24 protein-coding genes are annotated in these 25,025 nt (G+C 47.0%); 8 read left to right on the top strand and 16 right to left on the bottom strand.

Annotated elements, in window-relative coordinates:
- Positions 1-8: 8 nt before the first annotated feature.
- The 7 genes from ADU24_RS20845 to fdhD form a co-directional block, all read right to left on the bottom strand.
- Entirely contained in the window at positions 9-1,241 is a 1,233-nt protein-coding gene (locus ADU24_RS20845) for a molybdopterin molybdotransferase MoeA (protein WP_053368443.1), read from the bottom strand.
- 30 nt (positions 1,242-1,271) lie between these two features.
- Positions 1,272-1,877 (bottom strand): molybdenum cofactor guanylyltransferase, encoded by a 606-nt coding sequence (gene mobA, locus ADU24_RS20850; protein WP_053368444.1) that lies wholly within the window; start codon positions 1,875-1,877, stop codon positions 1,272-1,274.
- A 37-nt stretch (positions 1,878-1,914) separates the two neighbouring features.
- Positions 1,915-2,724 carry a formate dehydrogenase accessory protein FdhE gene (locus ADU24_RS20855; RefSeq protein WP_053368445.1) on the bottom strand — a complete coding sequence of 270 codons (810 nt, stop codon included), beginning with the start codon at positions 2,722-2,724 and terminating at the stop codon, positions 1,915-1,917.
- 168 nt (positions 2,725-2,892) lie between these two features.
- Positions 2,893-3,615, bottom strand: coding sequence for a formate dehydrogenase subunit gamma (locus ADU24_RS20860; protein ID WP_053368446.1), 723 nt, complete (start codon positions 3,613-3,615; stop codon positions 2,893-2,895).
- Positions 3,608-4,435 carry a 4Fe-4S dicluster domain-containing protein gene (locus ADU24_RS20865; protein ID WP_053368447.1) on the bottom strand — a complete coding sequence of 276 codons (828 nt, stop codon included), beginning with the start codon at positions 4,433-4,435 and terminating at the stop codon, positions 3,608-3,610. The genes ADU24_RS20860 and ADU24_RS20865 overlap by 8 nt, the downstream gene beginning before the upstream one ends.
- Positions 4,435-7,410: a formate dehydrogenase-N subunit alpha gene (gene fdnG, locus ADU24_RS20870; protein WP_156324708.1), complete on the bottom strand. Its 2,976-nt coding sequence runs from the start codon at positions 7,408-7,410 to the stop codon at positions 4,435-4,437. The genes ADU24_RS20865 and fdnG overlap by 1 nt, the downstream gene beginning before the upstream one ends.
- Before the next feature lie 101 nt (positions 7,411-7,511).
- Positions 7,512-8,273 carry a formate dehydrogenase accessory sulfurtransferase FdhD gene (gene fdhD / locus ADU24_RS20880; protein WP_053368450.1) on the bottom strand — a complete coding sequence of 254 codons (762 nt, stop codon included), beginning with the start codon at positions 8,271-8,273 and terminating at the stop codon, positions 7,512-7,514.
- Between the two features lie 568 nt (positions 8,274-8,841).
- Between fdhD and pdxK the strand changes: the two genes are divergently transcribed.
- From pdxK to bshB2, 3 genes are all read left to right on the top strand, one after another.
- A complete protein-coding gene (gene pdxK / locus ADU24_RS20885) occupies positions 8,842-9,657 on the top strand; it encodes a pyridoxine/pyridoxal/pyridoxamine kinase (RefSeq protein WP_053368451.1) in 816 nt (271 codons plus the stop codon).
- 245 nt (positions 9,658-9,902) lie between these two features.
- Positions 9,903-10,250, top strand: coding sequence for a YojF family protein (locus ADU24_RS20890; protein WP_053368452.1), 348 nt, complete (start codon positions 9,903-9,905; stop codon positions 10,248-10,250).
- A gap of 40 nt (positions 10,251-10,290) precedes the next feature.
- On the top strand, positions 10,291-10,956 hold the full coding sequence (gene bshB2 / locus ADU24_RS20895; protein ID WP_053368453.1) for a bacillithiol biosynthesis deacetylase BshB2: 666 nt from the start codon (positions 10,291-10,293) through the stop codon (positions 10,954-10,956).
- Positions 10,957-11,402: 446 nt separating this feature from the next.
- Here the strand turns inward: bshB2 and ADU24_RS20900 are convergent, their stop codons facing one another.
- Positions 11,403-11,855, bottom strand: a complete 453-nt coding sequence (locus ADU24_RS20900) for an SRPBCC family protein (protein ID WP_053368454.1) — start codon at positions 11,853-11,855, stop codon at positions 11,403-11,405.
- Between the two features lie 213 nt (positions 11,856-12,068).
- On the opposite strand from ADU24_RS20900, the gene ADU24_RS20905 reads away from it, so the two are divergent.
- Genes ADU24_RS20905 through ADU24_RS20915 form a run of 3 tightly spaced genes read left to right on the top strand, consistent with a single transcriptional unit; the run spans position 12,069 to position 14,494 of the window.
- Positions 12,069-12,794, top strand: a complete 726-nt coding sequence (locus ADU24_RS20905; RefSeq protein ID WP_053368455.1) for an ABC transporter ATP-binding protein — start codon at positions 12,069-12,071, stop codon at positions 12,792-12,794.
- A complete protein-coding gene (locus ADU24_RS20910) occupies positions 12,794-13,822 on the top strand; it encodes an ABC transporter permease (RefSeq protein ID WP_053368456.1) in 1,029 nt (342 codons plus the stop codon). The genes ADU24_RS20905 and ADU24_RS20910 overlap by 1 nt, the downstream gene beginning before the upstream one ends.
- A gap of 21 nt (positions 13,823-13,843) precedes the next feature.
- A complete protein-coding gene (locus tag ADU24_RS20915) occupies positions 13,844-14,494 on the top strand; it encodes a TetR/AcrR family transcriptional regulator (RefSeq protein WP_053368457.1) in 651 nt (216 codons plus the stop codon).
- A 60-nt stretch (positions 14,495-14,554) separates the two neighbouring features.
- Here the strand turns inward: ADU24_RS20915 and ADU24_RS20920 are convergent, their stop codons facing one another.
- From ADU24_RS20920 to ADU24_RS20930, 3 genes are all read right to left on the bottom strand, one after another.
- Complete coding sequence (locus ADU24_RS20920) at positions 14,555-15,625, bottom strand: PQQ-dependent sugar dehydrogenase (RefSeq protein WP_053368458.1); 1,071 nt, start codon at positions 15,623-15,625, stop codon at positions 14,555-14,557.
- Between the two features lie 105 nt (positions 15,626-15,730).
- On the bottom strand, positions 15,731-16,399 hold the full coding sequence (locus tag ADU24_RS20925) for a DNA alkylation repair protein (RefSeq protein ID WP_053368459.1): 669 nt from the start codon (positions 16,397-16,399) through the stop codon (positions 15,731-15,733).
- 19 nt (positions 16,400-16,418) lie between these two features.
- Positions 16,419-16,937: a GNAT family N-acetyltransferase gene (locus tag ADU24_RS20930; RefSeq protein WP_053368460.1), complete on the bottom strand. Its 519-nt coding sequence runs from the start codon at positions 16,935-16,937 to the stop codon at positions 16,419-16,421.
- A gap of 121 nt (positions 16,938-17,058) precedes the next feature.
- Here ADU24_RS20930 and ADU24_RS23435 point away from each other — a divergent pair, with 121 nt between their 5' ends.
- On the top strand, positions 17,059-17,202 hold the full coding sequence (locus ADU24_RS23435; RefSeq protein WP_197277541.1) for a hypothetical protein: 144 nt from the start codon (positions 17,059-17,061) through the stop codon (positions 17,200-17,202).
- A gap of 66 nt (positions 17,203-17,268) precedes the next feature.
- Here the strand turns inward: ADU24_RS23435 and ADU24_RS20935 are convergent, their stop codons facing one another.
- The 4 genes from ADU24_RS20935 to ADU24_RS20950 form a co-directional block, all read right to left on the bottom strand.
- Positions 17,269-17,460: a hypothetical protein gene (locus tag ADU24_RS20935; protein WP_053368461.1), complete on the bottom strand. Its 192-nt coding sequence runs from the start codon at positions 17,458-17,460 to the stop codon at positions 17,269-17,271.
- Between the two features lie 118 nt (positions 17,461-17,578).
- Positions 17,579-17,785, bottom strand: a complete 207-nt coding sequence (locus ADU24_RS20940) for a hypothetical protein (protein ID WP_053368462.1) — start codon at positions 17,783-17,785, stop codon at positions 17,579-17,581.
- Positions 17,786-18,012: 227 nt separating this feature from the next.
- Positions 18,013-18,519 (bottom strand): hypothetical protein, encoded by a 507-nt coding sequence (locus ADU24_RS20945; RefSeq protein WP_231689655.1) that lies wholly within the window; start codon positions 18,517-18,519, stop codon positions 18,013-18,015.
- Between the two features lie 27 nt (positions 18,520-18,546).
- Positions 18,547-19,647, bottom strand: a complete 1,101-nt coding sequence (locus ADU24_RS20950; RefSeq protein ID WP_053368463.1) for a PRK06851 family protein — start codon at positions 19,645-19,647, stop codon at positions 18,547-18,549.
- A 430-nt stretch (positions 19,648-20,077) separates the two neighbouring features.
- On the opposite strand from ADU24_RS20950, the gene ADU24_RS20955 reads away from it, so the two are divergent.
- A complete protein-coding gene (locus ADU24_RS20955; protein ID WP_053368464.1) occupies positions 20,078-20,614 on the top strand; it encodes an HD domain-containing protein in 537 nt (178 codons plus the stop codon).
- Positions 20,615-20,639: 25 nt separating this feature from the next.
- Here ADU24_RS20955 and ADU24_RS23215 read toward each other — a convergent pair whose 3' ends face one another.
- The gene (locus ADU24_RS23215; RefSeq protein ID WP_053368465.1) at positions 20,640-25,022 is read right to left on the bottom strand and encodes an Ig-like domain repeat protein; all 4,383 of its coding nucleotides are present in this window, start codon (positions 25,020-25,022) and stop codon (positions 20,640-20,642) included.
- Positions 25,023-25,025: the final 3 nt, after the last annotated feature.

Consider the following 25,025-nt stretch of genomic DNA (forward strand, 5'->3'; position numbering starts at 1 on the left):
CATTCCCCCTACCTTGTTACAATGACCGGGACGTACTCGCCTTGGGCGATGCCCTCTTTTTCGGAAACAATCTCTACAATCCCGCCGCTCTTCACTAGTGTCGTAATCAAACCGGATTTCCCTATAATCGGATCGGCCCACCACTCGCCATCCTGTTCAAACAGCCTTACGCGTATATAATCAGACCGCCCTGGCGCCGATGGAATGTTTTTTGTAATCCTGGCAAAGATCCGGTCTGGCCGCTGTTCGGCCTGTTCCCCCTGAAGCTTTTTCAGCAGGCGTTCGCCGAAAAGGCGGAAAATAATCATCGCCGATGCCGGATGCCCCGGGAGCCCAATCACCGGTTTATCACCCGCCATCGCGAGGATCGTCGGCTTGCCCGGCTTTACGGAAATGCCATGTACAAATACCCCCGGCCCGCCTAGCGATTGGATGACTTCGGTTGTATAATCCTTCGCCCCAACAGAACTTCCGCCGGAAAGGATCAGGCAATCCACTTGATTGAATAACTCGGATGCCTTTAACCTGAATGTTTCATAATCATCGGGGACGATTCCCCCGTAAATGACGTCAACTCCCCAATCCCTCGCAAGGCCAGCGATTGTTAAATAATTTATATCACGAATTTGGCCAATTTTTAATTCAGGGGTATCAAACGGGACAATTTCGTCTCCCGAGGATAAGTATCCGGCCTTTATGCTTCGGTAAACGTGGACGTGGGTAATCCCCAGTGAGGCGAGAGCGCCGATTTCCTGTGGCCTTAACCGTGTCCCTTCACTGAGCAGAAGTTCGCCGTTGCGGATATCTTCCCCCGCCCGGATGACATTCTCCCCGGGCGCTACTTGCCTGTATGTATTGAGAAGGCCGGCAATCTCTTCACAATGCTCGATCATGATGACGCTATTGCTCCCCTGGGGCATCATTCCCCCGGTAGGGACGTAAACAGCTTCTCCAAAGCCAACCGGGACACTGGCAGCTTCACCCATCCTTACCTCTCCGGCAACAGTCAGAAAACCCGGCATCGATTCCGATGAACCAAATGTATCTTCGGCCCTGACAGCATAGCCGTCAACGGTCGAGCGGTCAAAGCCCGGAACATCTTCCCTGGCGGTGACGTCTTCGGCAAGGATGCAGCCAAGCGCGTCTTCTATCGCTTTTTTTTCAATCGCGCTGATTTTCCTTACCTGCTGATCGATGAGTGCAAAGGTTTCCTCAACTGTTTTGACTTTGAAAAATTGCATATCCCTAACCCTCTCTTTCAATCGAAACTCTTATCCGGATTCTTCTTCCTTGGCTTGTTGAACGGCCAGCTCGTATTCCTCCGGTTTATTCATATTAAAAAATATCCGTTCCAGGGAGCCATTCGAATACGTTTCCAGGTCCCGCTCTGTTAAAAAAAGGACATCGAGCTGTTCAAACAAATGTTTCAGGCGAAGGCTCCCCTCGTTTATGCACGTCTCGGCCGCTTCGGCGATGCCTTTTTGATAAACGGCAAAAAGGGGATGCTGCCTCCCCTCGATGACAGGAACGACAGCATCATGATGGCCAAGATTCTTAACCATGATTTCCCCGAGTTCCGAAGAAACAAACGGCATGTCGCAGGCAACGACGAGATTGGCATCAAAGCTGGATGCCTTAAGCCCGGCATGGATGCCGGCCAAAGGCCCTTTTCCCGGATATTCGTCCGTTACCGTTTTAAGTTGAAGGAACCGATACTCCTCTGGTTCATTCGTCACAAGGATGACCTCATCAAATACTTTAAGGAGCTCATCTCGTATTCTCTCAATATTCGTTTTTTCGTTAATTTTCAAAAGGGCCTTATTGGTGCCCATTCTGCTCGACTTTCCGCCAGATAATAGGATCGCCGCTGCTTTCATTGAATCACCTTCTCCCCGTCCGGTTTCTTCCGGGCAGTCAGTTTTCGGTTTCCCCGCTTCCGCCGGTATGGTACCCGTTTTCCTGGGCGACAAAATCAAGATGAAGTGTTGTCAAATCAAGCATGGCCGCGGAAGGCTTGTTGATAAACTGCCTTGTATCGACAATTTTTATATAACCATGGCACTTTTCGCAAACCTGGATTTGGGATGCGGCATCGCCTTCCACGGTGATAAATTTGATTGTCTCATGGTCCTCATTTCCGCAATGGGAGCAGGTGACCCGCTTATCATTCCAGTGGGCGAGGCAGCGCGGGCAATACAGTTCCTTTTTCCCTTCCCCTTCAAGCTGGGCGAGCCTTGCCGGTTCACCGCATACCGGGCACCCGGCCCCATGGATTACGGCATGGATCGCCGGCTGGGCTTTTTCGGCTGCCAGCTGCAAGTATGGACGGAGCGCCGTTTCAGCCAGGAAGTATGGAATCCATCCTTCCACACCTTGCTCTTTTGCGAATCCATGAAAATAAATATCGTTAAACGCAAGCGCTTCGTCGATCCAGCGCTGCGCGGTATTTTCGTCCATTATTGTCGATAAAAAAACAAGCTTCTCTTCCATCTTATCATTATTCTTCACCAATAACCCTTTAATTTCCTCTATCCACTGTAAAAATAGTGGAATATCAAAATCAAAAATTGAAAGCGCCGCCACCGGCACCCCCGAGCTCATTGCCGTTTTGTCTGTTTTTATTGTGACTGCCCCGCTGCCAAGGCTCTTTTTCCATTTTTCCTGCAGGCCGATGATTTCCTTGTGCAAATTTTGATAATCTTTCGAGACGACGGATGTTTTCAACCCAGTTGCACCTCTTTTCGTATAATGATACTGCAATGCCTTAAAATTGCCTTTATTTTGGACCGATCGTTTTAGCAGGAATGGCTGTCCATGTAGACAGCCATTCCCGTTCTCATTTTAATCATGCGCGGTTTCGTGTGCTCGGGGCTTTCGGGCCGCCGGCAGCCTTTACGCGCCTTTGCTTTTGCCTTTGTTTTTGCTTTTAGCGAGTTTATCAAGATCAGGGAAATTGCCTTTTTTAACTTCTTCCTCATACCATTCGGTGTAGTGGTCCTTTGCCCACCAGGCCGGGACTTCACCGTTAATGACGCCTGTATAGCCAGGCCGGGAATTCTTATGCACGACACTTAGATAGACGTGGCCGACAACTACCGCGATGGCAAGCCCAAAGCCGACATTGTGGAAAAAATACCCCCATTGGACAATCGCTTTCGGGAACAGATGGGGGAACCACATCGGGACACCGGACCCAATGATCAGAATGGCTGTTACGATCTGGATAATTGAATTGATTTTTTCACCAGCGTTAAAGAATGTTTGCCTTACATGCTTGAACTTGAAACCGAACAGTTCTTTGACGAATTCCGTAAAGAATTGAAGGTCCCTTTTTTTCCAAGTGACAAGTTCTTTCATCCACCGTGCAAAGCCCTTTGGGTCGAAAATCAGCCAGATGAACGTCGGCGTCACGAACGCAACCGCAAAAATCCTGTGCAGCAGGCGCGCATTGGCGGGGCCTCCCATAATCGGGTAAAGCCAGTCGAAAAACTCTGTATACATTGGAAGGGCCGTAATATACAGTGCGAAGAAGGAAATGGCATTCACAGCATGAGCCCAAACGAATGCTTTTGAAAAACGCCTTACCTTAATGTCCGGCCTGATTGGCTTACTCATTGCTTCCACCTCCATCTTCGTCATGCTCTTTGCCTTCTTTGTTGAACAGCTTATTTGTGACAAAGGCGCCCAAAACGGCCATCGTTGTCGCGCCAATCATCATTTTGCCGATTGGTTGGGCATAGTCCTTCCATAATACAGCGGATGTCGGTACTTTAGGGTTTTCCGGCAGCCCGTAAACGGATGGCTTTTCGGCAAGAACATAAACGGTATGGGTGCCGCCTACCCCCTGTGGGTTGTAAACCATCGCGTTCGGGAATCTGCCTTTGATTTCCTGGACGCGCTTTTCGGCTTTGCGGATCATATCATCCTTTTCGCCAAACTCCATCGCCCCTGTGTGGCAGGTTGTTACACAGGCAGGCTGCATGCCTTCCTCGAGGCGGTCGGTACACATCGTGCATTTATTCGCCTTCCTGTATTCCTTGCCATTCTTGTCCTTGTATTCCTTTAAGGAAATGACATCGAACGGGCAGTTTTGGACGCAATAGCCGCATCCAACGCATTTTTCGTGGTTGATGACAACCGTCCCGAATTCCGTGTACGAAATGGCATCCTCAGGGCAAACCTTTTCGCACGCTGCATCCTTGCAGTGGAAGCACGCGGAATGCCGGAAAAGATATTCAAGATTGCCTTTTGCGTTTTCGTGTTCGACAAACTGCAGGACGTTCCATGTATCTGCCGTTACTTTACTGTGCGACTGGATGCTTCCTAGGAAATCCTGCGGCTCGGCGGGAAGATCATTCCAGTTTTTGCACGCTACCATGCAGGCGCGGCAGCCATCACATTTGGTGACGTCAACGTATTTTACATATTCCGGCATTAGCCCTTCCTCCTTACGTCGCAAAGGAATGCTTTATACTCTGGGATAGTTGTGTTGGCGTCGCCTATATGCGGTGTCAGGCGGTTTGCCGAATCCCCTGTAGCGAATCCCTTGAAACCAAAATGCCAAGGCATGCCGATCTGGTGGACCTTCTTGCCTTTAATTGTGTGAGGCTTAAAGCGCTTTGTAACCATCGCGTATGCCTCGATTTCACCACGGGCGGAGCTGACGATAACTTTATCCTTATTCTTGATGCCTCTTTCCCTCGCCAATTCTTCACTGATTTCAATGAACATATGGCCGACAAGTTCGGACAGCCATTCCTGGTTGCGTGTCATCGAACCGGATTGCCAATGCTCGCTCACCCGGTAGGTTGTCGCAATAATTGGGTAATCCTTCCTCGTGCCTTTCAGGTTGAAATCACCTTCAAAAATCTGGATCGCCGGATTGATTTCCTGGCTTGAGAATACGTTGGCTGCCGGGCTTTCAAATGGCTCGTAATGTTCAGGGAACGGCCCGTCGTTCAAAGTAGGCGCGAATATTCCAGCCACTCCATCCTTCATCATGATAAATGGATTTTGGCCTCCCGGTTCGGCCGGGGACACAATTGGCTTGAAGTCCGGCACATCATTCCCGACCCATTTTGCCTGGAGGGCATCCCAATGGATGACTTCCTTCTCCTTGCTCCACGGCTTGCCGCTTGGATCGGCGGATGCGCGGTTGTACAGGATGCGCCTGTTTGCCGGCCATGCATAGGACCAGTTCAGGAAGTTCGGCCCGCCGTCTTTTGCATTACGGTTTTTCGACCTGTTCTTCCCTTCTTCCGGATAAAATCCGCAGTAAATCCAGTTTCCGCTGCACGTCGAGCCATCGTCCTTCAAGTCGCCGAACGTTGCAATTTGCCTTCCGGTAACAGTATCGTAGCCATTCATTTCCTTGCAGACAAGGTCAATGTCCGGGTGATGGTCTCCGCCGTAGTTCCAGTACAGCGCGTTGATTGTTTTCGCTGCAGGCGACGACTCGTTTTTATACATATCCTTCAGCTTTACTGCCAACGTGTTGATAATTTCAAGGTCGGATTTTGCTTCTCCTCTTGAATCAATCGCCTTCCAGCGATATTGCATCCAGCGCGAGCTGTTTGATACCGAACCTTCTTTTTCAAAAGAAGCGGATGCCGGCAGCAAGAATACCTCGGTCGCGATTTTGTTCGGATCCGAACCGGCTTCCTTCTTCCAGAATGCGGACGATTCGGTTTCCCATAGATCAACTGCAACGAGCCATTTCAGATTGCTGAGCGCTTCTTTCTCTTTTCCTGCGTTTGGCCCTCCGACTACAGGGTTTGTGCCAAAGAAGAACGCGCCGTCAAGCTCGCCTTTATACATCGCATTGAACAGGTTGATATGGGAATAGTTTTTATTTCCTTTTGGCAAGTACTGATAGCAGAATTCATTGTCTTTCGTTGCATTCGGCCCGTACCACGCCTTCAGCATGCTGACGAGGAATTTTGGCTTGTTGCTCCAATAGCCTGTCTTTGGTGTTTCCTTTTCGTTGTATCCAGCAAGAGTCGCATGTTCAGGCACTGTCGCTTTTGGTACCCCGACATAGCCAGGCAGGTCGCCGTAAAGGAGCGCGAAGTCTGTTGAGCCCTGGACATTCGACTCCCCGCGCATTGCTGCAAGGCCGCTGCCCGGAAGCCCGACGTTGCCCAAAAGCAGCTGAAGCATGGCCATCGCCCGAACGTTTTGTGAACCAACAGTATGCTGGGTGATTCCCATTGCATACATAATGACGCCCGACTTGCCGACCTTCCCGGTTGAACAGAATGCTTCCGCGACTTTCAGGAAATCTTCCTTAGGAGTCCCTGTCACTTCGGCAACAGTGTCGTAATCGTAGCGGGCATAATGTTTCTTCATCAGTTGGAAGACTGAGCGCGGATGTTCAAGGGTCGTGTCTTTGACCGGCTTTCCTTCTTCATCCGTCTCAAACGCCCATTTTGTCTTGTCATACATGCGTTTTGCTTCATCATATCCGCTAAACAGGCCATCATGGAAGTCATAGCTGTCTTTTAAAATAAACGAAGCATTTGTATATTTAGCAACATACTCTTTGTGGATATAGCCCTTTTCCATCGCATAATTAATCATGCCCGCGAGGAACGCAATATCGGTCCCAGAACGAAGAGGCGCATAAATATCAGCAAGCGCCGAAGACCTTGTAAAACGAGGATCGACGGAAACGATTTTCGCTCCCTTTTCCCTCGCTTTTGTCAGCCACCTGAATGAAATCGGATGGTTCTCGGCAGGATTCGCTCCCATAATCAGGGCACAATCGGTATTTTGCAAATCATTCCAGTGGTTAGTCATTGCTCCACGACCAAATGTAGGTGCCAGACCGGCAACCGTAGAACTATGTCATATTCGCGCCTGGTGTTCGAGATAAACGACGCCAAGCCCTCTCATCATTTTTGAGAGCAAATAGCACTCTTCATTATCAAGAGCTGCTCCGCCCATGCTGGCAATGCGTTCTGTTTTATTAACGATCATTCCGTTCTCTTGTTCCACAAATGAAGCATCGCGTGTTTCCTTGATGCGTTTGGTAATGGTGTCGTACATCCATTCCCAGTCTTTCTCTTCCCATGTCTCGCTGCCCGGTGCGCGGTATAACGGTTTTGTCATACGCTTTTCAGAAGTATAAAGCTGCCGTAAAGTTGTTCCTTTCGAGCAAAGCTTTCCTTCATTGATCGGGTTGTCGGGATCCCCCTCCGTGTACACGACCGTGTTGTCTTTTGTATGGACGAGGATTCCGCATCCTACGCCACAATAGCAGCAAATGGTTGGTGTGACTTTTGCTTGGGCAATTTTGAGCTCTTTCGATTTCGCATAGGCCGATTTTTCATCAAAGCCTAGCTCGACGATGGCCAATGTGGCCGCGGTGGCGCCTGACAATTTTAAAAATTGCCGGCGATTCAGGTTGATTTCAACCATCTCTGTGTCTCCTTCCCTTAATTAACCTAGAGCATCCCTTTTTTTCCTAATCCAGGACCCATTGTTGAATGGCCCTTCACTAAGCCTCCTTTTCAGTTGATTTCTGCAGCTGCAGGCTCCCTTATGTCACTGTGGACCCTTCCTGCCGAGGTATAAATGACGGCCATTTTCCCCCTTAAATAGCCTACAACCTCTATATTTAAATATTTGGCTAATTGGACGGCCTGCTTTGTAGCGGCGGTCCTTGATCCGATGACGGCAAAGCCAAATTTTGCTGCCTTTGATAACATTTCATAGGAAACCCTGCCCGTCGTCAGAAGAATAAGCTTCTCCGGATCGAGGCGGTTCCTGATTGCATGACCGATAATCTTGTCCACCGCATTGTGGCGGCCAATGTCTTCCCGGATCGCCATGGTGCCGTCATTATTGATGATGCAGGCGCCATGCATGCCCCCTGTTTCCAAATAAAGAGTCGAACACTGGGCGAATTCAGCCCGTTTCTTTAGCAAATAGCTTAACGGATAGCGCTGATTGGAACGGACCTTTTCAAATTGCTTGACATCGGTCATTGAAAAAAACGTGACCCCCCGCCCGCAACCGGCGGTATAATGCTTTTTCTTCGAGAACATTTTCTCGCCGTCAAAAGGATTGGTAAGCGTGACTTGAAGTGTACCGGTTCTTTCCTGGAATACGACTTCCTCTATATCATCGGCGGATTCAATCATTCCCTCGGAAAAGAGATAACCATAAGCCCAATCCTCCAAATCGGACTTCGTCAGCTGGAAAACGGCAATTTCATACCCATTGACCGAAAGATTGATAGGGTACTCATCGGGACAGCTTTTTCTGTTCATTGCCCTTCCTCCCTTGCATGTTCTGGCAAACTATTTCTCGCCAACTTTTATTGTAAAAATGGAAACCCATAGAAGCAGTGATGTGTGTCACTACTGGGACTTTGGGACGCCTTACTCAGTCAATCCCTTGATATAAAAGGATTGTGATACGATTACTTATTAAAATTCAAAGGGACAATGGGAAATTTAGCGGCAAAGTTTTGACAATTCTTTTTCAGATGTGTGACTTTTGTTTGTACAATTTGTGAATCATAAAGATATTCATCATGGGAATGTGGAGAACCGGTTCCTTTTTATCGCGGGGGTTTCAAACATTGCTACTCTGCAAACCTTCCTCTTTTAATCAGAGTAATGCGAAAAGGGGGGTAATGCAGTAATAATTATCACGCTGCCATGCAAAGTCAAAAAACCGTAACATCTTTCGCAACCCGAAAAGAAAGCTCTAGAATTCTTTACAAAAACGCATCATCGTGAGTAAAATGAGGAGGGAATTATAGTAACCGGAGGAAGATAGGCTGGATTGTAAATGGACAATCCGTCCTACATCCAAATACAAGGAGGCAACAGCATGTCGATTAAAAAAGTAATGACGATTGCCGGTTCAGATACAAGCGGCGGCGCTGGCATCCAGGCCGACCTTAAAACGTTCCAGGAGCTTGGCGTCTATGGAATGACTGCGCTGACAACGATTGTCACGATGAAACCGGAGGGCTGGAACCATCAAGTTCATCCGCTGCCGGTCGAAACGCTGAAAACCCAACTGGAAACAATTCTTTCGACTGGAATCGACGCCATGAAAACGGGAATGCTCGGAACAGTTGAAATCATCGAGCTCGCGGCAAAAGTAATCGATGAAAACAAGCTTGACAGGGTTGTTATTGACCCGGTTATGGTCTGCAAGGGTGAAGATGAAGTCCTCAATCCCGAAACAACCGATGCCATGCGCGAGCTGCTTGTTCCCCGTGCCACAGTTGTAACTCCGAATCTCTTCGAAGCAGGACAGCTTGCAAAGACAGGCCCAATCCGCAATTTGGACCAGATGAAGCAAGCGGCAGCCATTATTCATGAACAGGGTGCCAAATATGTCGTCATCAAGGGCGGAAGCAAATTCCAGCATGAAGGCAAAGCCGTGGACTTGCTATTTGACGGCAACAACTATAAGCTGTACGAAACTGAAAAAGTTGAAACAACCTATACCCACGGGGCAGGATGCACGTACTCCGCCGCGATTGCCGCCGGCCTTGCAAAAGGGCTGGAAGTCGAGCAGGCAATCGATACAGCAAAAGCGTTCATTACTGAAGCCATTAAACACGGTTTCAAACTTAATGAATACGTTGGCCCTACCTGGCAGGGTGAGTTCAGAAATATTCATAAAAACGCATAAAAATATCATTGTGTACGATGTAGGACAAATTTTTTTACATTCGTTCCTTCTAGCCGCGCCCTGCCTGATGGCTGGCTTCCGCGGCATTCAAACAACGGGCCGGGATTGCTTCCGGCCCGTTGCTGTTTAACGGAGCAGTGAACCAAGTGCAAGGATTTCGCATTCCACTCCAGTTTTTAGTATGATAAAAGGATTAAAGAACTTTAACAAAAAGCAGAGCCGATCTGCGGGGAAGGGGGATTTAGTTGGAACCAGTCAACAAGGAAGATGTCCAATCCGCAATAGACAAATTTTGCGGAAAAGAGGTTTACATTCATTTGGAAACGACAAATGGCGCGTATGCTTCCCATTTCGACCAGTCTTTCTTTTCGTCGGGAGCCTTTATCCGGAACGCCAAAGTCACTTATGAACTTGGCAAGGTCACAGGCACCGGCCCGTATCGCATCGGGTTGAAAATACCCCTTGGCTGGGTATATGCGGAAGGAATAACGCATTACGAGGTGGATGAAAAAGGGCGCCTTTTAATGGCGGGGCATGACTTTAACGGGAAACTTGCGGTTGCCCTTCAGGTAAGCCCGACGCCTTTTGAATAAAGGCCATGTTTATGAAGACTAATCCAAAGGAGATTTGTATATGGAAAAGGAACGCCATGTGCTCGTAGTTTTTCCACATCCGGATGATGAGGCATTTGGTGTGTCGGGGACAATCGCCACCCATACGAAAAACGGGACGCCGGTGACCTACGCATGCCTGACTCTTGGGGAAATGGGCAGGAACATGGGCAATCCTCCTTTTGCAACAAGGGAATCACTGCCGCTGATTCGAAAGGGAGAGCTTCAGGAAGCGGCGAGGGTGCTTGGCATCAACGACTTGCGCATGCTTGGCTACCGGGACAAAACCGTCGAATTCGAGGATGAAGCAAAGCTGGCCGCCAATATATCATCCATTATTGAAGAGGTTGGCCCATCGCTAATCATCACTTTTTACCCAGGCTACTCCGTCCATCCCGACCATGAAGCAACGGGAAGGGCCGTTATCCGGGCTGTGAGCGAAATTGCTCCGGCAAAGAGGCCGAAGCTTCATTGTGTCGCGTTCGCGAAAAACTGCATCGAAGAACTTGGAGAAGCGGACATTGTCCATGATATCACTCCAGTTGCCGACATAAAGCTTCAGGCAATAAAAGCGCACCGCTCCCAGACACAGCTGATGGTGAAGGATATGGAGGAAAAACTGAAAAACCAGGATCCGCAAACGATGGTCTGGGTCAACGTGGAACGGTTCTGGACGTATAAATTTTAATCTTTAATAGGTTGGCGCGGATACGGCTATTATTCAGATAGCCAAAAGCACCCGGCTGGCGGTTTGCCACCGGGTACTTTTTTATGGGTTGGAGGCTGTAGTGGAAACGGGTTTAATAGGACCGCTGTCATGGGAAGTGTAAATGAATGAATTCATGCCTCATTTGGACACTGAAGTTTAGAAAACTCCATCCGCTGTCAGTAGAAGGCATGGCTTCTTCTGACTCGTTTCAGCTTTTTACCACTAACCTGTCAGAAGGCATGGCTTCTTCACGGCCCCATTCGGACACCTAAGATGAGAAAACGCCAGTTGCTGTCAGAATCCCCGCTTCATTTGGACAGTAAATCCGGTTATCTACTGCTTGCTGCCTAAAGATGTCACTTTATAGGACAGTCAAAAGTAACTTAAAATCCCTCTCCAAACTGTCTCTACAACCCTCGCTGTCCTTATCCGGTAACCGACTCAGTACCCTCCAACGCATCCTTCAAATACTTCATCTGGTTGCCGTCTTCTCTTTTTAGCATGTTGACAATGAACCGCTTTGTCAGGGCCATGACGATACCGCTTGTTTTAACCTCCGCTTTAAAATGGGCATTCGTTCCCTCTTCTATTTCATCGAAGATATACTTGTAAGTCGATTGAAGCCCGTTCACATTGCTTCGGTACGAAAACAATTTATTTTCTTCATATTCCAAAATCTCGAGTTCATTTTTTGTTTCCCGACCGCGAATTAGACGCGTTTCGACTACTTTATCTCCTGGCTTCAATGGACCCGTTCCTGGTTTGTCAATTTTAACAATATTCGGCATGATTTCCGGCATGTAGTCCATGCTGCTGACAAACTGGAATACCTCGCCGACCGGTTTATGTATAATGACACTTGACTGAAAGTCCGCCATTTATTTGCACCTCACTGCTATATTTGTCTTTTTCTCATTATATATCGTTTTCCCGCCAATTCGTAACTACAGCAGCTAAAAAGCTCCAAAACTCTTGTCGAAAATTATTTTTTAAAAGTGAGTGATTACTCACTTCCAATTCTCATTCGCCTAGCATACACTAAAATTAATAAATGAGTGATTACTCACTCCTAATAAGAAAGGTGGATCGCTATGGAAAACAGCTCCATCGTCTCAATCAAAAACGTTTCAAAGTCTTTTGGAAAACAGCAGGTCTTGAACAATATTAATCTTGATATTTATCCCGGGGAAATTTTCGGCCTGCTTGGTCCCTCCGGTGCGGGGAAGACAACAATCGTCCGTCAGCTCATTGGCCTGGAACTGCCGACAGAGGGTGAAAACTGGCTATTCAATGAAAAAATGCCATCCCTCATGCTCGTTGAAAAGGCAGGCTACATGTCCCAGTCAGATGCCCTCTACCTGGAGCTATCCGCAAAAGACAATCTTGAATTTTTCGGTGCACTCTATGGATTGAAAGGGAAAAGGCTGAAGCAGCGCATAGAGGAAGTCATGGAGATTGTCCAATTAAGCGGCGACCTGAACAAGCTTGTGTCGAATTATTCCGGGGGGATGAAAAGGCGCCTTTCCCTGGCAGCAGCCTTGCTCCATGAACCGGAACTGCTAATCCTCGATGAGCCTACAGTCGGGATTGACCCTGTGTTGCGTAAAAGCATCTGGGAACGGTTCTATGAGCTGAAGGAAAAGGGCACGGCCATCATTGTCACGACCCACGTTATGGATGAGGCCGAGAAATGCGACAGGCTCGGCATGATTCGCGACGGAAAGCTGATTGCCGTAGGAACGCCGGAGGAGCTCAAGAAAAATACAGCCTCCGATACAATCGAGCAGGCATTCCTTGTTTATGGAGGTGCGGTATAATGCGTATCAAGGCACTCGTCATTCGAATTTTAAGGCAATTTTTGCGTGACAAACGGACAATGGCATTGATGATCCTTGCTCCGATCCTGATTTTGACCATGCTGAACCTCGTCTTTAACGGCCGGGATTATGTCCCGAAAGTAGGGCTAGTAGATTTTCCCGAGCAGCTAAAGCAACAAATGAATCTTGATGATGCGACAATAGAAGCTTACAGTTCCAGCGAATCCGCATTCAAAGCATTGAAAGAAGGTAATCTGGACGGATTCCTGTCCCTTAAAGGGAAAAGTCCGGAAGTTATGCTTGAAGGCAGCGATCCAACCGCAAACCGGGCAGTCATGCTGTGGGTCCAGAAGGCATTCAAACCTGTCCTTCCCAATACGGGCACACAAGAACTCCATGTCGATTATTTGCATGGCTCGGAAACGATGAGCCAATTTGATTACTTCGGCCCTGTTCTTCTAGCTTATTTCGCGTTCTTCTTCGTCTTTTTAATCGCAGGCGTATCCTTCCTGCGTGAACGGACGAGCGGGACGCTTGAAAGGCTTCTCGCAAGCCCGCTGCGGCGCTGGGAAATTGTCGCAGGATATGTACTCGGTTTCGGAATTTTCACTACCATCCAGGCAACGGTCATCGCCTGGTATGGAATCTACATTCTTGATATGCTGATGGAAGGGTCGTTCTTGCTCGTCCTTTTGACCATCCTCCTCCTTTCCTTTACAGCATTGACGCTCGGGATTCTATTGTCGGCTTTTGCAAATAACGAAATGCAAATCATTCAATTCATTCCGCTCGTTATCGTGCCGCAAGTTTTCTTCTCAGGCTTGTTCAACCTTGAAACGATGTCCGAATGGCTCAGCTGGATCGGCCCGCTGACACCGCTTTACTATGCGGCCGACGCGATGCGAGACCTGATGGTGAGAGGATATGGATTTAAAGAAATCTATCCCGACTTGCTTCTTTTGTTCGGGTTATCGATTATTTTCATGATTTTGAATATCGCTGCGTTAAAAAAGCACAGAAAGATGTAGCGATGCGGAAAGGGGATTGCCATGTCTGACCAGGGAAAAATGACAGAGGAACTTTTTAACGACGAAGAATTGACCGATAAACAAAAGAAAATCCTGGTTGCCGCAATCGAGTCATTTTCCGAAAAAGGCTATGCGGCAACTTCTACCAATGAGATTGCCAAAAAAGCCGGCGTTGCCGAAGGAACCATTTTCCGCCATTACAAAACAAAAAAGGATTTGCTCCTTAATATTGTGGCACCTGTTATGGCAAAATTGGTCGCCCCCTTTGTCATCAGGGATTTCGATAAGGTCTTGAACAAGCACTTCGATACATTTGAAGAATTCCTTCGGGCTATGGTTGAAAACAGGCGCGAGTTCATTGAGAAAAACAGCCAAATTATCCGCATTCTTGTCCAAGAAATTCCCTTCCATCCCGAACTGCGTGAGCAATTCAAGGAACATGTAGCCGCCAAGCTGTTTGAGCGATTTGAAAAACTAGCAACGTACTATCAGGAAAAGGGTCAGATCATCGACATTCCGCCAATGAGCGCCCTTAGAATGATGGGCTCGTCCATCATCGGCTATTTTATCGCCAAATACTTGATCATCCCGGAATCGGAATGGGATGACGAAGCTGAAACAGAGCGCACAATCCAGTTCATCCTGCATGGGCTTGGAACAGGAATAAAATAACAGAAAAGAGGCTGCGATTTAAAATGCAGCCTCTTTTGTTTGTATAAACGAAAACGACACTCATTTCAACCGAACCCGGTAAAGCTTGTCGTCTGTTTCATCGGGAGTTCCCCGTCCGTCTGTATTGTTGCTAACGAAATACAAATAGTCACCATCAATGAGCACATCGCGGATCCGGCCAAAGCCGTTGACGAACTCGCGCGTTTTTTTCCCAGCCAGGTCGAATTCCCTGACCGCATTCCCCCTTAATGTTGCCACATACAGCTTATTGCCATACGCCGCCATGCCGGAAGGGGCCCATGTCACATCGTCCGACTGAAAAAGGGGCGTTTCCATTCCCTGCATCTTCTGGATTCCCATAATGACTGGCCAGCCGTAGTTTTTACCCGGTTTGATCTGGTTAATTTCGTCGTGTGCGGATTGCCCGTGCTCGCTGGCGTACAGTTTCCCATCAGCCGTCCAGGCAAGCCCCTGCGGATTGCGGTGCCCATAACTGTAGATATATGAGCCGGGAATTGGATTATCGTCCGGGATGCTTCCATCAAGGTTCATCCTGAGGATTTTTCCGCCAAGCGTATTCTTGTCCTGGGCAAGCTCCGGGTTGGCCGCATCACCCGATGTGATATACAGCTTTCCGTCAGGCCCGATCTTCAGCCTCCCGCCATGGTGGACCGGCCCGCTTGGAAGCCCGTCAATCAATGTCCTCTCCTCTTCCCAGGCTCCATCTCGGTGGGACAAAACAATGACGCGGTTTCTCTGCCCTTCAGAATCATTATACGTATAATAGGCATAAGCCAGTTGGCTTGATAGAAAATCCGGAGCAAGGACAAAGCCAAGCAACCCCGCTTCCGAAGCATCAGACAGCCTTTCCTTCAGCATCACTCTTTGCCGCTCTGCTTTCCCGTTTTCAATTTTCACAATGGAACCAGGCCGTTCAGAAATGTAGAAGGTTTCCCCCGATTTTTCGATAGACCACGGAATTTGGAGATGTTCGTCTATCACTTCCGCTTTGCCCTGCCACACAACAGGCTTGCCTTCAGGCGCTTTTTTCCCCGGATCCGCCTTCCCCTCGTCCATACAGCCGCCCAGCAGCAATACCGCTAGAACTACCAGCGCAACTCTATTCCTCATCGGTCTCAACTCCTTTATGGACATTTCCGCCAATCCATGATTCAGCAATCTCAGCCTTATTTACAGGGCTTTTTTATTTTAAAAAAACCGCCCACGCCAGCCATTTCAGCTTAAATACTTCGAGCCCTCACGCCGGCTGAGCGCGGCAAGCTTCGTATTCTGAATGAACTCCCTAACCGAATCACGATTCGTTTTCGAATATTCCCTTAACGCCCATCCAATCGCCTTTTGGATAAAAAATTCCCTGCTGTCGGCATTTTGCCTTATGTATGTATAGAGGCGGCTTTCATCCGTATCATGCTTGTATTTCAACTGGTATAGGATGGCTGTCCTCCTGATCCACATATTTTCGGAAACGGCCCAACTGTCCAGCTCCAATGGTATTGAATCAGGAAACCTTGCCGCAAGTTCGCCGACAGGTATTTGGGAGAGTGCGTCGACAGTATCCCACCAAGACTTATCAGTAATTAGTTCTCTCGCCAACTCAAGGGACTCAGCATCTAGCCTCCGTCTGAGTTTGGCAAGGTATCCAAGAGCAACATACTGGTATTCCCGTTCCGGCAACTCCCAGAGCATTCGTACAAACCGTTCGTTAAACGGCTCTTTTGCTAGCCCGGTCTCTCCGTAGAACCTTTTTTCAAGCTCAGCCCTGAGCGGTTTTTTTATGCCAAGAAACGGGAAGTGGTTTTTCATGTATTTTTCCATCGGAACAGCATTTTCTGGGCTGCGATGCTCTTCAAAAAGTGTTTTTAATTGTAAAATATACTTTTCCATGTCAGCCTTCCTTTTCACATCACTCGTTACTATCCGGTTCCAGTTTGGAGTTGGTTATCATAAATTCCTGGCAAAGGATCGCTTCTCCATCTTCCTCGTCCTCATACTCATCATAATCGATTCCACACCTGTCATACACCTTCCGCCAGAATGCAATCGCCCGTTCATTCCGGGTCAGCTGGGCGACTAAGTAACTTCCGCTTCTCCCTTCAAAAATGGCTTCGGCGGCCCGAATTGCAATTCCTTTCCCGCGGAACCGGTTATAGACGAAGAAATCGTTAATGACATAATTCAATTTTTTTGTAAAAGGCGGCTCCAGAAGCAGCACAAATCCCGCACGCTCCCCGTCCACGATAATAAAATACGGATTGACGCCTTCCCTTTTCCAAAAAAGAGAGAAAGATTCGAACTCATACATACCCGCCTCATTTTCCTTCAGTGAATCCGTATAGGCAGTCAGGTCGTGAAGGTAGAATGCATACATATTGGCCAATATTCCGGCGTCTTCTCGGCCTGTTTTTTGTAAAAATACGTCCATTGCTGTCAACTCCATCCATTTGGTCTCATTTTACTATTCTCTATCGAATAGCGATATCCTTTTGCATGTAAGACCTCTCTTCAGCCAAACTACAAAGGAAACAGGAAAGGGGGGTCAGGCATTGACGAAAAAATACAACCGGGGCAGCCGGAACCAAAATTCTCCCGAGTCCGGGCACTACCAAATGGAAATCGCCGAGGAAAACAGCGGGGATAACAGCAAAGGGAACAAGCGGAACAAAAACCAAAACACAAAAACGAAATAATGTTGCGGTTGAAAGCAAAGGAATGCCCGGCTGTCATGTGGTTGCAGCCGGGCTGCGCAATTGCCGTCATCCATGAAGCTCCTCCTTTACGTGAGTGAAAATTTGCCACGCTGTATCGGAAAAGGAGAATACGGCGAGCGTCAAGAAAATCACAATTAGTTTTTTCACCCAGAGTTCGTCCAAGCTGGTACAGACAAGCCCGATTATGACGGATAGCATGAAGACAATGTGAAATGTAACCCTGCGCTTCAGTTCCATACCATCACCTCCCTTAAAAAGGATCGGTACAATAAGCTTGCTTTCTCCGCACGGAACGTGTATATATACACAATGTTAACCAAAATAAAGCCGGCACTCACTTATGCCGGCCAAGATGTTAGGTCTTTTTCTTACTTTCTAGTTTATCGAAACCATATTCGTACATCTGATAAAACTTCCCCATAGAAACAGTTCCAAGCACCGCCAAAGCAATCCACAGCATCTTCTTTATCCATAAAACATCAACAATGACCGCCAAGGAACCAAGTACAAGAGCAATTCCGAACAAGATGAACCATTGCTTGAATACTTTTAACTCCTTCATTGTTCCCGCCCCTTCGTGATTTAGTATTTACTTTACTTATTCCTACGGGTTAAACTGGAAAAAGATTCAACCATTTTCTAAATTTTCTCATATTTTATCGTTGCAATCAATTCGGATGGGAGGATAAGAAAATCGTGGTTTCGAACTACCCAACAAAGATTTGTATGCAACCCTAAAAAACGCCTGGGGTTCCAGGCGTTTTTGACATTTTTTCACTTAACGCTTTTTTAAAAACATCTGAACGACCGGATTCTTCGCAGGTCGGTTCCATAATACGTCCAGCCGTTTCTTCTGTAACGCCAGCCCGCGATAGAGGTCCTTCCGATAAAGTTCGGGTAGAACCAGAAGCTGCGCCCGTTGTTCAGCCATATATACGTGTAACGGAACCGGCAGCGCCGAATTGCACCCGGATCGATTGCCAAAGGAGTAGCTCCAAACGATTCATGCGGTGTCGCAAAAGGCGGCGGTCCGGACGGCGGCCCATCGTGTTCTCCCCCGGGAAAACCTCCGCCCGGACCTCCCCCAGGAAATTGTCCCCCGGTATGGCCGCCACCCGGAAACTGGCCCCCTGTATGCCCGCCACCCGGGAATTGACCTCCTGTTTGCCCTCCTCCCGGAAACTGGCCTCCTGTATGGCCTCCTCCCGGAAATTGTTGAAACTGCCTATCATTATCATCGACTACATCCTGATTTGGCATGGAACCAAACAAAAACTCGTTCTTGTTGTCCTCCATTCGTGCTCCTCCTTTGTTCAATTTCCTCTATACCTTCTCCCTTGCCACTTCCCTTATTTGGCTGGCAAGCCTGTCGCGGATGGTTTCCACCTTTTTAAAATCCATCGCGGCTATATAAATCTCCTCGAGTTCATCGTGCAGTTTTTTCGCCCTTGCGAGATGAGAGGTGGCTTCCCGAATCTTCGCCTTATATCTCCCCGCTATGTCCGCGATTCTGTCTTCGAAAATCTCATCCGTCCCTTTTGGAAACAGCAATTCGTACATATCGATGATTTCGTCCCCGCCACGGGTCGGAAAGTATTCGTGCGGCGCGGTGCTGTCGAAAATGGCAATACCAAGCTCCCGGAAAATGAGCATGTCAAGGCTGTGCGGGTCAAAGCCGCAATGGTAAACTTCGACATCAAGCCCCCGCTCTTCACCGGTTTTCGCCAGCTTTTTCAACATTGTCGATTTCCCGCTCCCCGGCCGGCCCTTAATGAAATAACGTTTCTGGACATCCTCTGTCAGATTTGGGACAAAATCGACCGCTCCCTTTGGCGTGGCGGCCCCAAGAAAACGATGGCGGACCTCGCTTGTTTTGTTCAGCTTCATTTTCCCAAAAAACTGATCACTTAGCTTTTCTGTCAATTCATCCGCTTTTTCAAAATCCATGCTCTGGATGTAAATCAATTCCCATTCGTCATGGACAGCGAGCGCTTCCTTGAACGAGTCATAAGCCTGGCTGAACGCCTCGGCAATCCGTTTGTTCAGCTTCAGTATCGCTTCTTTTTCCCTATGAAGGGCTCCGGAATTCCAGGCCTCCCCAAGATTGACGTATTCCTCTATCGCACCCGGCGCAGTCGGTTCGATCACATGGGGGGGGGTGCCGTCTACAATGCCTATTTTCAGGGCAGGGATTATAACCCCATCAATTGATTTATTATCGGAAGAACAATGCAAGTATTCTATGTCATAGCCCCGTTCATGCCACTCCCTGCCAATCGTTTTCATCAATGAGGACTTGCCGGTACCAGGCCCTCCCTTCAGGATGAACAGCCAGTCAAGCCCCTGCAGATTCGATGCATATAAACTGTAAAMCCCCCTTGCGGTATTGCCCCCGGCATAGTAGTTCCGGATCCTGCCCGCCACTTAAACACACCCCTTTTTCAGACAAATGGATTGTTTCATCCACTATCATATGCACCGCCCTCCCATAGGTGAATGCCCAGTGAAAAAATAGGCTTGGCCCAAGTACCAACAAATTTCGCAGTGCGTTTAAACCGATACATCGCGGGAATAGTAAGAGTAAGTAAGCAAATTACTCCTCCGCCCACAAGGCGGTTGATATAGATGGCAAGAAATGCAGAAGCGCCTCGTAGCCCCTGCAAGCTTATGATGGGCCCGCATGATTGGCCAACCCTCCGGAGGGAAATGGCTTGGGGGCTATGCGCTGAAGCTGGACAATTCTTAAATTGGAAGAATGCTATCTTATCTTCTGGGAAAAGGACTCCGATTTAGGAGTCTTTTTCTTCATATATGGGGGAAAAATTGATACTATTGCTAAAAGCGGAGGTGGACTATGAGGGATGTAAAACTCGAAGACATTTTCAAACACCGGATTGCCCAAAAATTCCTGAACCGCTCGGGCATGGCGCATGCCGTCGCCGTCGCCTACCATGCGTTCAATCTTGCCCGTGAACAGGGCCAGGATGTCGACATAGCAGCGAAGGCTGGTTTTTTGCATGACATGGGTCACTATACGTGGTACCGGAACGGCAAATGGGACTACGAGCTATATCGGAAAAATGATATTCATGCGATCAAGGGAGCAGAGCGCGCACATAAGCTGCTGATCCGGCTCGGCGAGAACCCGGTCAAGGCAAAAACCATTGCGCTCGCCATCCTCTTCCATACCGATTCCTTTCTCCCCACCAACGACATCGTCCGCACGCCCATGCAGGAAATCGTCAAACTCGCCGACGAAAAGGACGAAGAAGAAGGCGGCATGCACCACTACCGTAAAATCGAATACGACCGCGCGCTAAAGAGCCTCATCCGCCTCGACGGGATGATTGATGAAATGTTGGAAAAAGAAAACCCTGGCCAGAACCCGTAATGGGTTTGGACAGGGTTTTTTTGGTTTATCTTAGAGAAATGGTTGCGGTAATTTCCTGGATTACACTATCTCCATTTTTCACTTGAATTTTAACACTGTAAGTTCCTGTCGCATAATCCTTTGTCGATAGATTAAAGATGTACTGTTTGTCTGTAGGATCATAACGGAACTGGTTCCCGCCTGCAGGAGTATTGGAATTCCCAGATTTTAAAGCAGAGTTTTCATCTAAGAAAATGTAGGCGTTTTGGTTTCCAATAGGAGCTCCATTGAAATCCTTCAACTGGAATTTAACTGGGACCGTGCTACCCTTTTTAAAGACACTTGATCCATTTTGATTGATTGGCTGAAGCACACCCGCTGTCGCAAATTCAACCTTATACGAGAAAGTCTTGGCTACCTCATTCCCGGCTTTATCAGTCGCAGTTACCGTATAGCTATGGGTTCCAACGGATGATGTATTCAGTGCAGAACCTTTGTCTACAGTGCCATTCTCTACAGTACCTTTCTCTTCAGCAATTCCGGACAATGCATCTGTTGCTGTCCAGTCGGCTTTTATATCCTGGTTCAAAATGTATCTTTTACCATCATTTTCAGATGTAACAACCGGTGCAGTTCTGTCGACATGGTATGTGATGCTTGCCGAAGCAGTATTTCCCGCCTCATCAATTGCCGTTACGATCAATGTATGGGTGCCTTCTGTTTTGTCAAAGGAATCCGGTGTTACTGTTTTCACTCCATTTTGGTCAGATACTGTAAAATAATTTTCAATTGTATCAATGGCAGCACCGTTATAGTATTTGCCATTTTCAAGATTGAACCCGATTGTTGGAGCGGTGTTGTCAATAGTGTAGCTGATTGATTCTTCTTTTTTGTTTCCTGCCTTATCAATAGCAACTACCTTAATTGTATGGGCACCTTCAGTTAAATTCAGTTCTGGAGTTGTTTTGGAAGCAAGATTTGCTTCATTAATGCTATAGTATTTATTCTTGATCGCTTCGAGGGCCGATGATTTGTAGAATCCACCGTTCTTCAATACTTCATCAAATGTGATTTCAGGAGCAATATTGTCGACGGAATAGTTGATTGATTCAACAGTCTCATTGCCTGCCATATCAATAGCCTTGACCGTAAACTCATGATCCCCATCCGTGAATACTACCGGTGAAGCTTCGGCCTTAAAGAAATGGGCATCGGTAGCAGCGTAGTATGGCGCAAGTGCTCCCAGGGATGCTGAGTTATAATGCTTGCCATCCTCTATAAAAATGGTTACTTGAGGAGCAGTATCATCGACTGTATACTCGGCTGAGGCAGTATTTCTATTTCCGGCAAGGTCAGCCGCACTTACCGTCACACTGTGCCCGCCTTCCTCCAATTCCAGCGTATCAGCTTTAACCGTTGCTTCATCCAGATTGTCATCATCAATTGTATAATATTTTTCCCCAAAATCCGCCATCACTTTAGAAGTGTAAATACCGCCATTAGAAAACTTGAATTCAATAACAGGCATTGAATTATCAACTGTGTAGCTGATTGTCCTGGCTGTCTCATTGCCTGCCCCGTCAACAGCTGTAACAGTGGCTTCATGTTTTCCTGCGGTGAAAATCAAGTCACTTGCAGTCGTTGTTACTGGATTCGCATCATGGGCGTCATAGTATTTGCCAATCGCCTTCAGGCTGTCCTCATTGTAATAGCCGCCATCAATAATTTTAAAAGTTAGTGTTGGCGCTGTGTTGTCAACTACGTAGCTGACTGAATCAGAGCCTTCGTTCCCGGCTTTATCTTTCGCAGTAACTGTTGTAGTATGTCTGCCTTCCTGTTCCGACCAGCCTGTTACCACTGCGTTTCCGTCAGGATTATCTTCCAAAATGGTGTAATCAAGTTCCGGAAGGGTTTCAGTTTTGTAATAGCCCTCTTTTGGCGATGTAATTTCTACGACTGGGTTCGTATCATCAATTGTATAAGTTATTGTCCTGGTTGTTTTATTTTTCGCCTTATCAATCGCTGTAACAGTTAAAGTATGTTCCCCTTCTGAAAAATCAACAGCATCAGCATCTACTTTCTCCATGTTTTTATCATTAGAGATATAATAGTCACCGATTTCTCTTAGAGCATTCGAAGTTAAGAAGCTATTATCCTCGAGGTTGAAGTTGACTTCTGGTGCAATTGTATCAACGGTATAGGATATGGATCCCGATGCAGAGTTTCCTGCCATATCTGTAACAGTGACATTTAAAGTATGCCCGCCTTCTGTATTATTGAACGGATCAGCTGTTACCTGAACGGTTCCATTGTTATCAGTTGCAGTATAATACTGCCCCAATTGCTCCAAATCTGTTTGATTAAAGAACTTTCCGTCCTTAAAGTTAAACTCGAGAACAGGCGCTGTGTTATCAACGGTATAGGTGATTGATGTGAACGCCTCATTGCCCGCTTTGTCCACCGCTTTAACGGTTACTGTATGCTTGCCCTCTGACAACCCCAGGACGGTAGCAGCAATCCCATCCTCGGCAAGATTCTTTTCTTTTACACTGTAATAATTGTTTTTAATAGACTCTAGTGCTGAGGTTTTATAGAACCCTCCGTCTCTAAGCAATGAATTTATTGAAATCACCGGTGCTGTGTTGTCTACAAAGTAGGTGATTGTTGCAGTAGAGGTATTGCCGGCAGCATCCCTGGCTTCAACTTTAAGGTTTTGTTTACCTTCAGTTGTTTTCAGAGCATCTGCCACAACACTGACAACCCCATTTTCATCCTCTACAATAAAGTATGGTTCCATTGCGTTTAAAGTCGTCTCATTGTAATATCGATCTTCTACAATGGCAAATGAAATTTCCGGTGCTACATTGTCGATTGTATAGGTTAGGCTCCTCTCCGCAGGGTTTCCTGCCTTATCTTCCGCAGTAACTGTAACTGTATGGGTACCTTCAGACAAATCGAGTACAGGTATGTTTGATGTTTTCAAATACGTTTCCTCAATAAAGCTATAGGAACTTTTGATGGACTCAAGAGCTGAGGCTTGATAAACTCCACCGTTTGTTAACTTTTCATCAAAATGAATAACTGGAGCAATATTATCAACAAAATAGGTGACCTCTTTTTGTGTTTCATTTCCAGCTAAGTCGGTTGCTGTAACTTTTGCCGTATGCGGCCCATCTGAAAAATCGAGTTCTGATGCCTCAATATTCAGCAGATTCTCTTCATATACAGTAAAGTATTTTCCCAATTCAGAAAGAGACTGTTTATTGTAAAATTTCTCCTGAAGAGCTATTGTGACTTCAGGTTTTGTATCGTCAATTGTAAATGAGGCGGAAGCGCTGTTCGTATTACCGGCAAGATCCGCTGCCCTGACGGAAACAGTATGGCTGTCTTCAGAAAGATCCAAAACTGATGCGACAGTCGCATTAGGATTAATATTATCATCTGTAACCGTGTAGTAATTTTGCGGGAATTTGGCTGATTGGTAATATCCCCCATCATCGAAATTAAATGAAATCGATGGACTCGTATTGTCTACAGTATAATTGATAGTTCTTATAGCTTCGTTCCCTGCTTTATCAACTGCAGTTATAGTTGCCTTGTGATTGCCTTCCTTTAAAATCAAGTTACTGGCCTCGACTGTATCGGGATTGGCATCCTGGATTGTATAATAATTTCCGAGAGACTCTAATGCCTGCGAGGTATAATGACCTCCGTCAACAAGCTTCGAAGAGATAACTGGCGCCGTGTTATCAACCACATAACTGACAGAAGCGGTGCCGGTATTGCCATAAGCGTCTGTCGAAGTTACTGTTACTGTGTGCGGCCCATCAATGGAGTTTTGATCATAGCCAGAAATTTTTTCCGTATGACTGCTCTTTTCTTCAATTGTAAACTCCGGATTAGCAGGCAAAGCCGATGTCTTGTAAACCCCGCCGTTTACCGGGTTTGTAATTGTCACGACTGGCGCTATTGTATCGGCGGGTTTGACAACTACTTCAATGATGTCATCCTCTTTATCTACCAAATTGCTATTACCATTATTTGTAATTTTTGTTTTAATTATTATATTATATTTTCCGGGCACGGCGTTTGAATTTACGATAATTTTTGCGCTCACAGAAGGACTAGGGTTCCCTGGGTTCATCTTAGTTTTTGCTGGTTCTCCTGAAGTAATATTACTTCCAGACAAGGTGTATTTGGTATCAATTTCTATGTCTGCATTGACAGTTTCATTATTTTTTCTTGCTAACTGAATAGTTATTGGCAATTCTAATTGTTGTCCCTGATTCACCTCAATTATCTTGTTAGGTACCCCAACTACAAACTCCGTAGATACGAGTTCCTCTGCCATTACCGCGGCTGTCGGCAAAATACCTGACAGCATGAATGCTGCAGCCGTGTTTAATAGAAACTTATTTTTCTTCTTCATGTT

It is taken from the genome of Bacillus sp. FJAT-27245 (genome assembly GCF_001273955.1).
Taxonomy (GTDB): domain Bacteria; phylum Bacillota; class Bacilli; order Bacillales; family Cytobacillaceae; genus Bacillus_D.

Excerpts from the sequence above, each read along its gene's own strand:
- ADU24_RS20930 (WP_053368460.1), bottom strand. The coding sequence starts at position 16,937 with ATGGACGTATTTTTACAAAAAACAGGCCGAGAAGACGCCGGAATATTG.
- ADU24_RS20925 (WP_053368459.1), bottom strand. The coding sequence starts at position 16,399 with ATGGAAAAGTATATTTTACAATTAAAAACACTTTTTGAAGAGCATCGC.
- mobA (WP_053368444.1), bottom strand. The coding sequence starts at position 1,877 with ATGAAAGCAGCGGCGATCCTATTATCTGGCGGAAAGTCGAGCAGAATG.
- ADU24_RS20900 (WP_053368454.1), bottom strand. The coding sequence starts at position 11,855 with ATGGCGGACTTTCAGTCAAGTGTCATTATACATAAACCGGTCGGCGAG.
- fdhD (WP_053368450.1), bottom strand. The coding sequence starts at position 8,273 with ATGAACAGAAAAAGCTGTCCCGATGAGTACCCTATCAATCTTTCGGTC.
- bshB2 (WP_053368453.1), top strand. The coding sequence starts at position 10,291 with ATGGAAAAGGAACGCCATGTGCTCGTAGTTTTTCCACATCCGGATGAT.
- ADU24_RS20935 (WP_053368461.1), bottom strand. The coding sequence starts at position 17,460 with ATGGAACTGAAGCGCAGGGTTACATTTCACATTGTCTTCATGCTATCC.
- ADU24_RS20915 (WP_053368457.1), top strand. The coding sequence starts at position 13,844 with ATGTCTGACCAGGGAAAAATGACAGAGGAACTTTTTAACGACGAAGAA.
- ADU24_RS20865 (WP_053368447.1), bottom strand. The coding sequence starts at position 4,435 with ATGCCGGAATATGTAAAATACGTTGACGTCACCAAATGTGATGGCTGC.
- ADU24_RS20905 (WP_053368455.1), top strand. The coding sequence starts at position 12,069 with ATGGAAAACAGCTCCATCGTCTCAATCAAAAACGTTTCAAAGTCTTTT.
- ADU24_RS20945 (WP_231689655.1), bottom strand. The coding sequence starts at position 18,519 with ATGGAGGACAACAAGAACGAGTTTTTGTTTGGTTCCATGCCAAATCAG.
- ADU24_RS20955 (WP_053368464.1), top strand. The coding sequence starts at position 20,078 with ATGAGGGATGTAAAACTCGAAGACATTTTCAAACACCGGATTGCCCAA.
- ADU24_RS20910 (WP_053368456.1), top strand. The coding sequence starts at position 12,794 with ATGCGTATCAAGGCACTCGTCATTCGAATTTTAAGGCAATTTTTGCGT.
- ADU24_RS20920 (WP_053368458.1), bottom strand. The coding sequence starts at position 15,625 with ATGAGGAATAGAGTTGCGCTGGTAGTTCTAGCGGTATTGCTGCTGGGC.
- pdxK (WP_053368451.1), top strand. The coding sequence starts at position 8,842 with ATGTCGATTAAAAAAGTAATGACGATTGCCGGTTCAGATACAAGCGGC.
- ADU24_RS20860 (WP_053368446.1), bottom strand. The coding sequence starts at position 3,615 with ATGAGTAAGCCAATCAGGCCGGACATTAAGGTAAGGCGTTTTTCAAAA.
- ADU24_RS20940 (WP_053368462.1), bottom strand. The coding sequence starts at position 17,785 with ATGAAGGAGTTAAAAGTATTCAAGCAATGGTTCATCTTGTTCGGAATT.
- ADU24_RS23215 (WP_053368465.1), bottom strand. The coding sequence starts at position 25,022 with ATGAAGAAGAAAAATAAGTTTCTATTAAACACGGCTGCAGCATTCATG.
- ADU24_RS20845 (WP_053368443.1), bottom strand. The coding sequence starts at position 1,241 with ATGCAATTTTTCAAAGTCAAAACAGTTGAGGAAACCTTTGCACTCATC.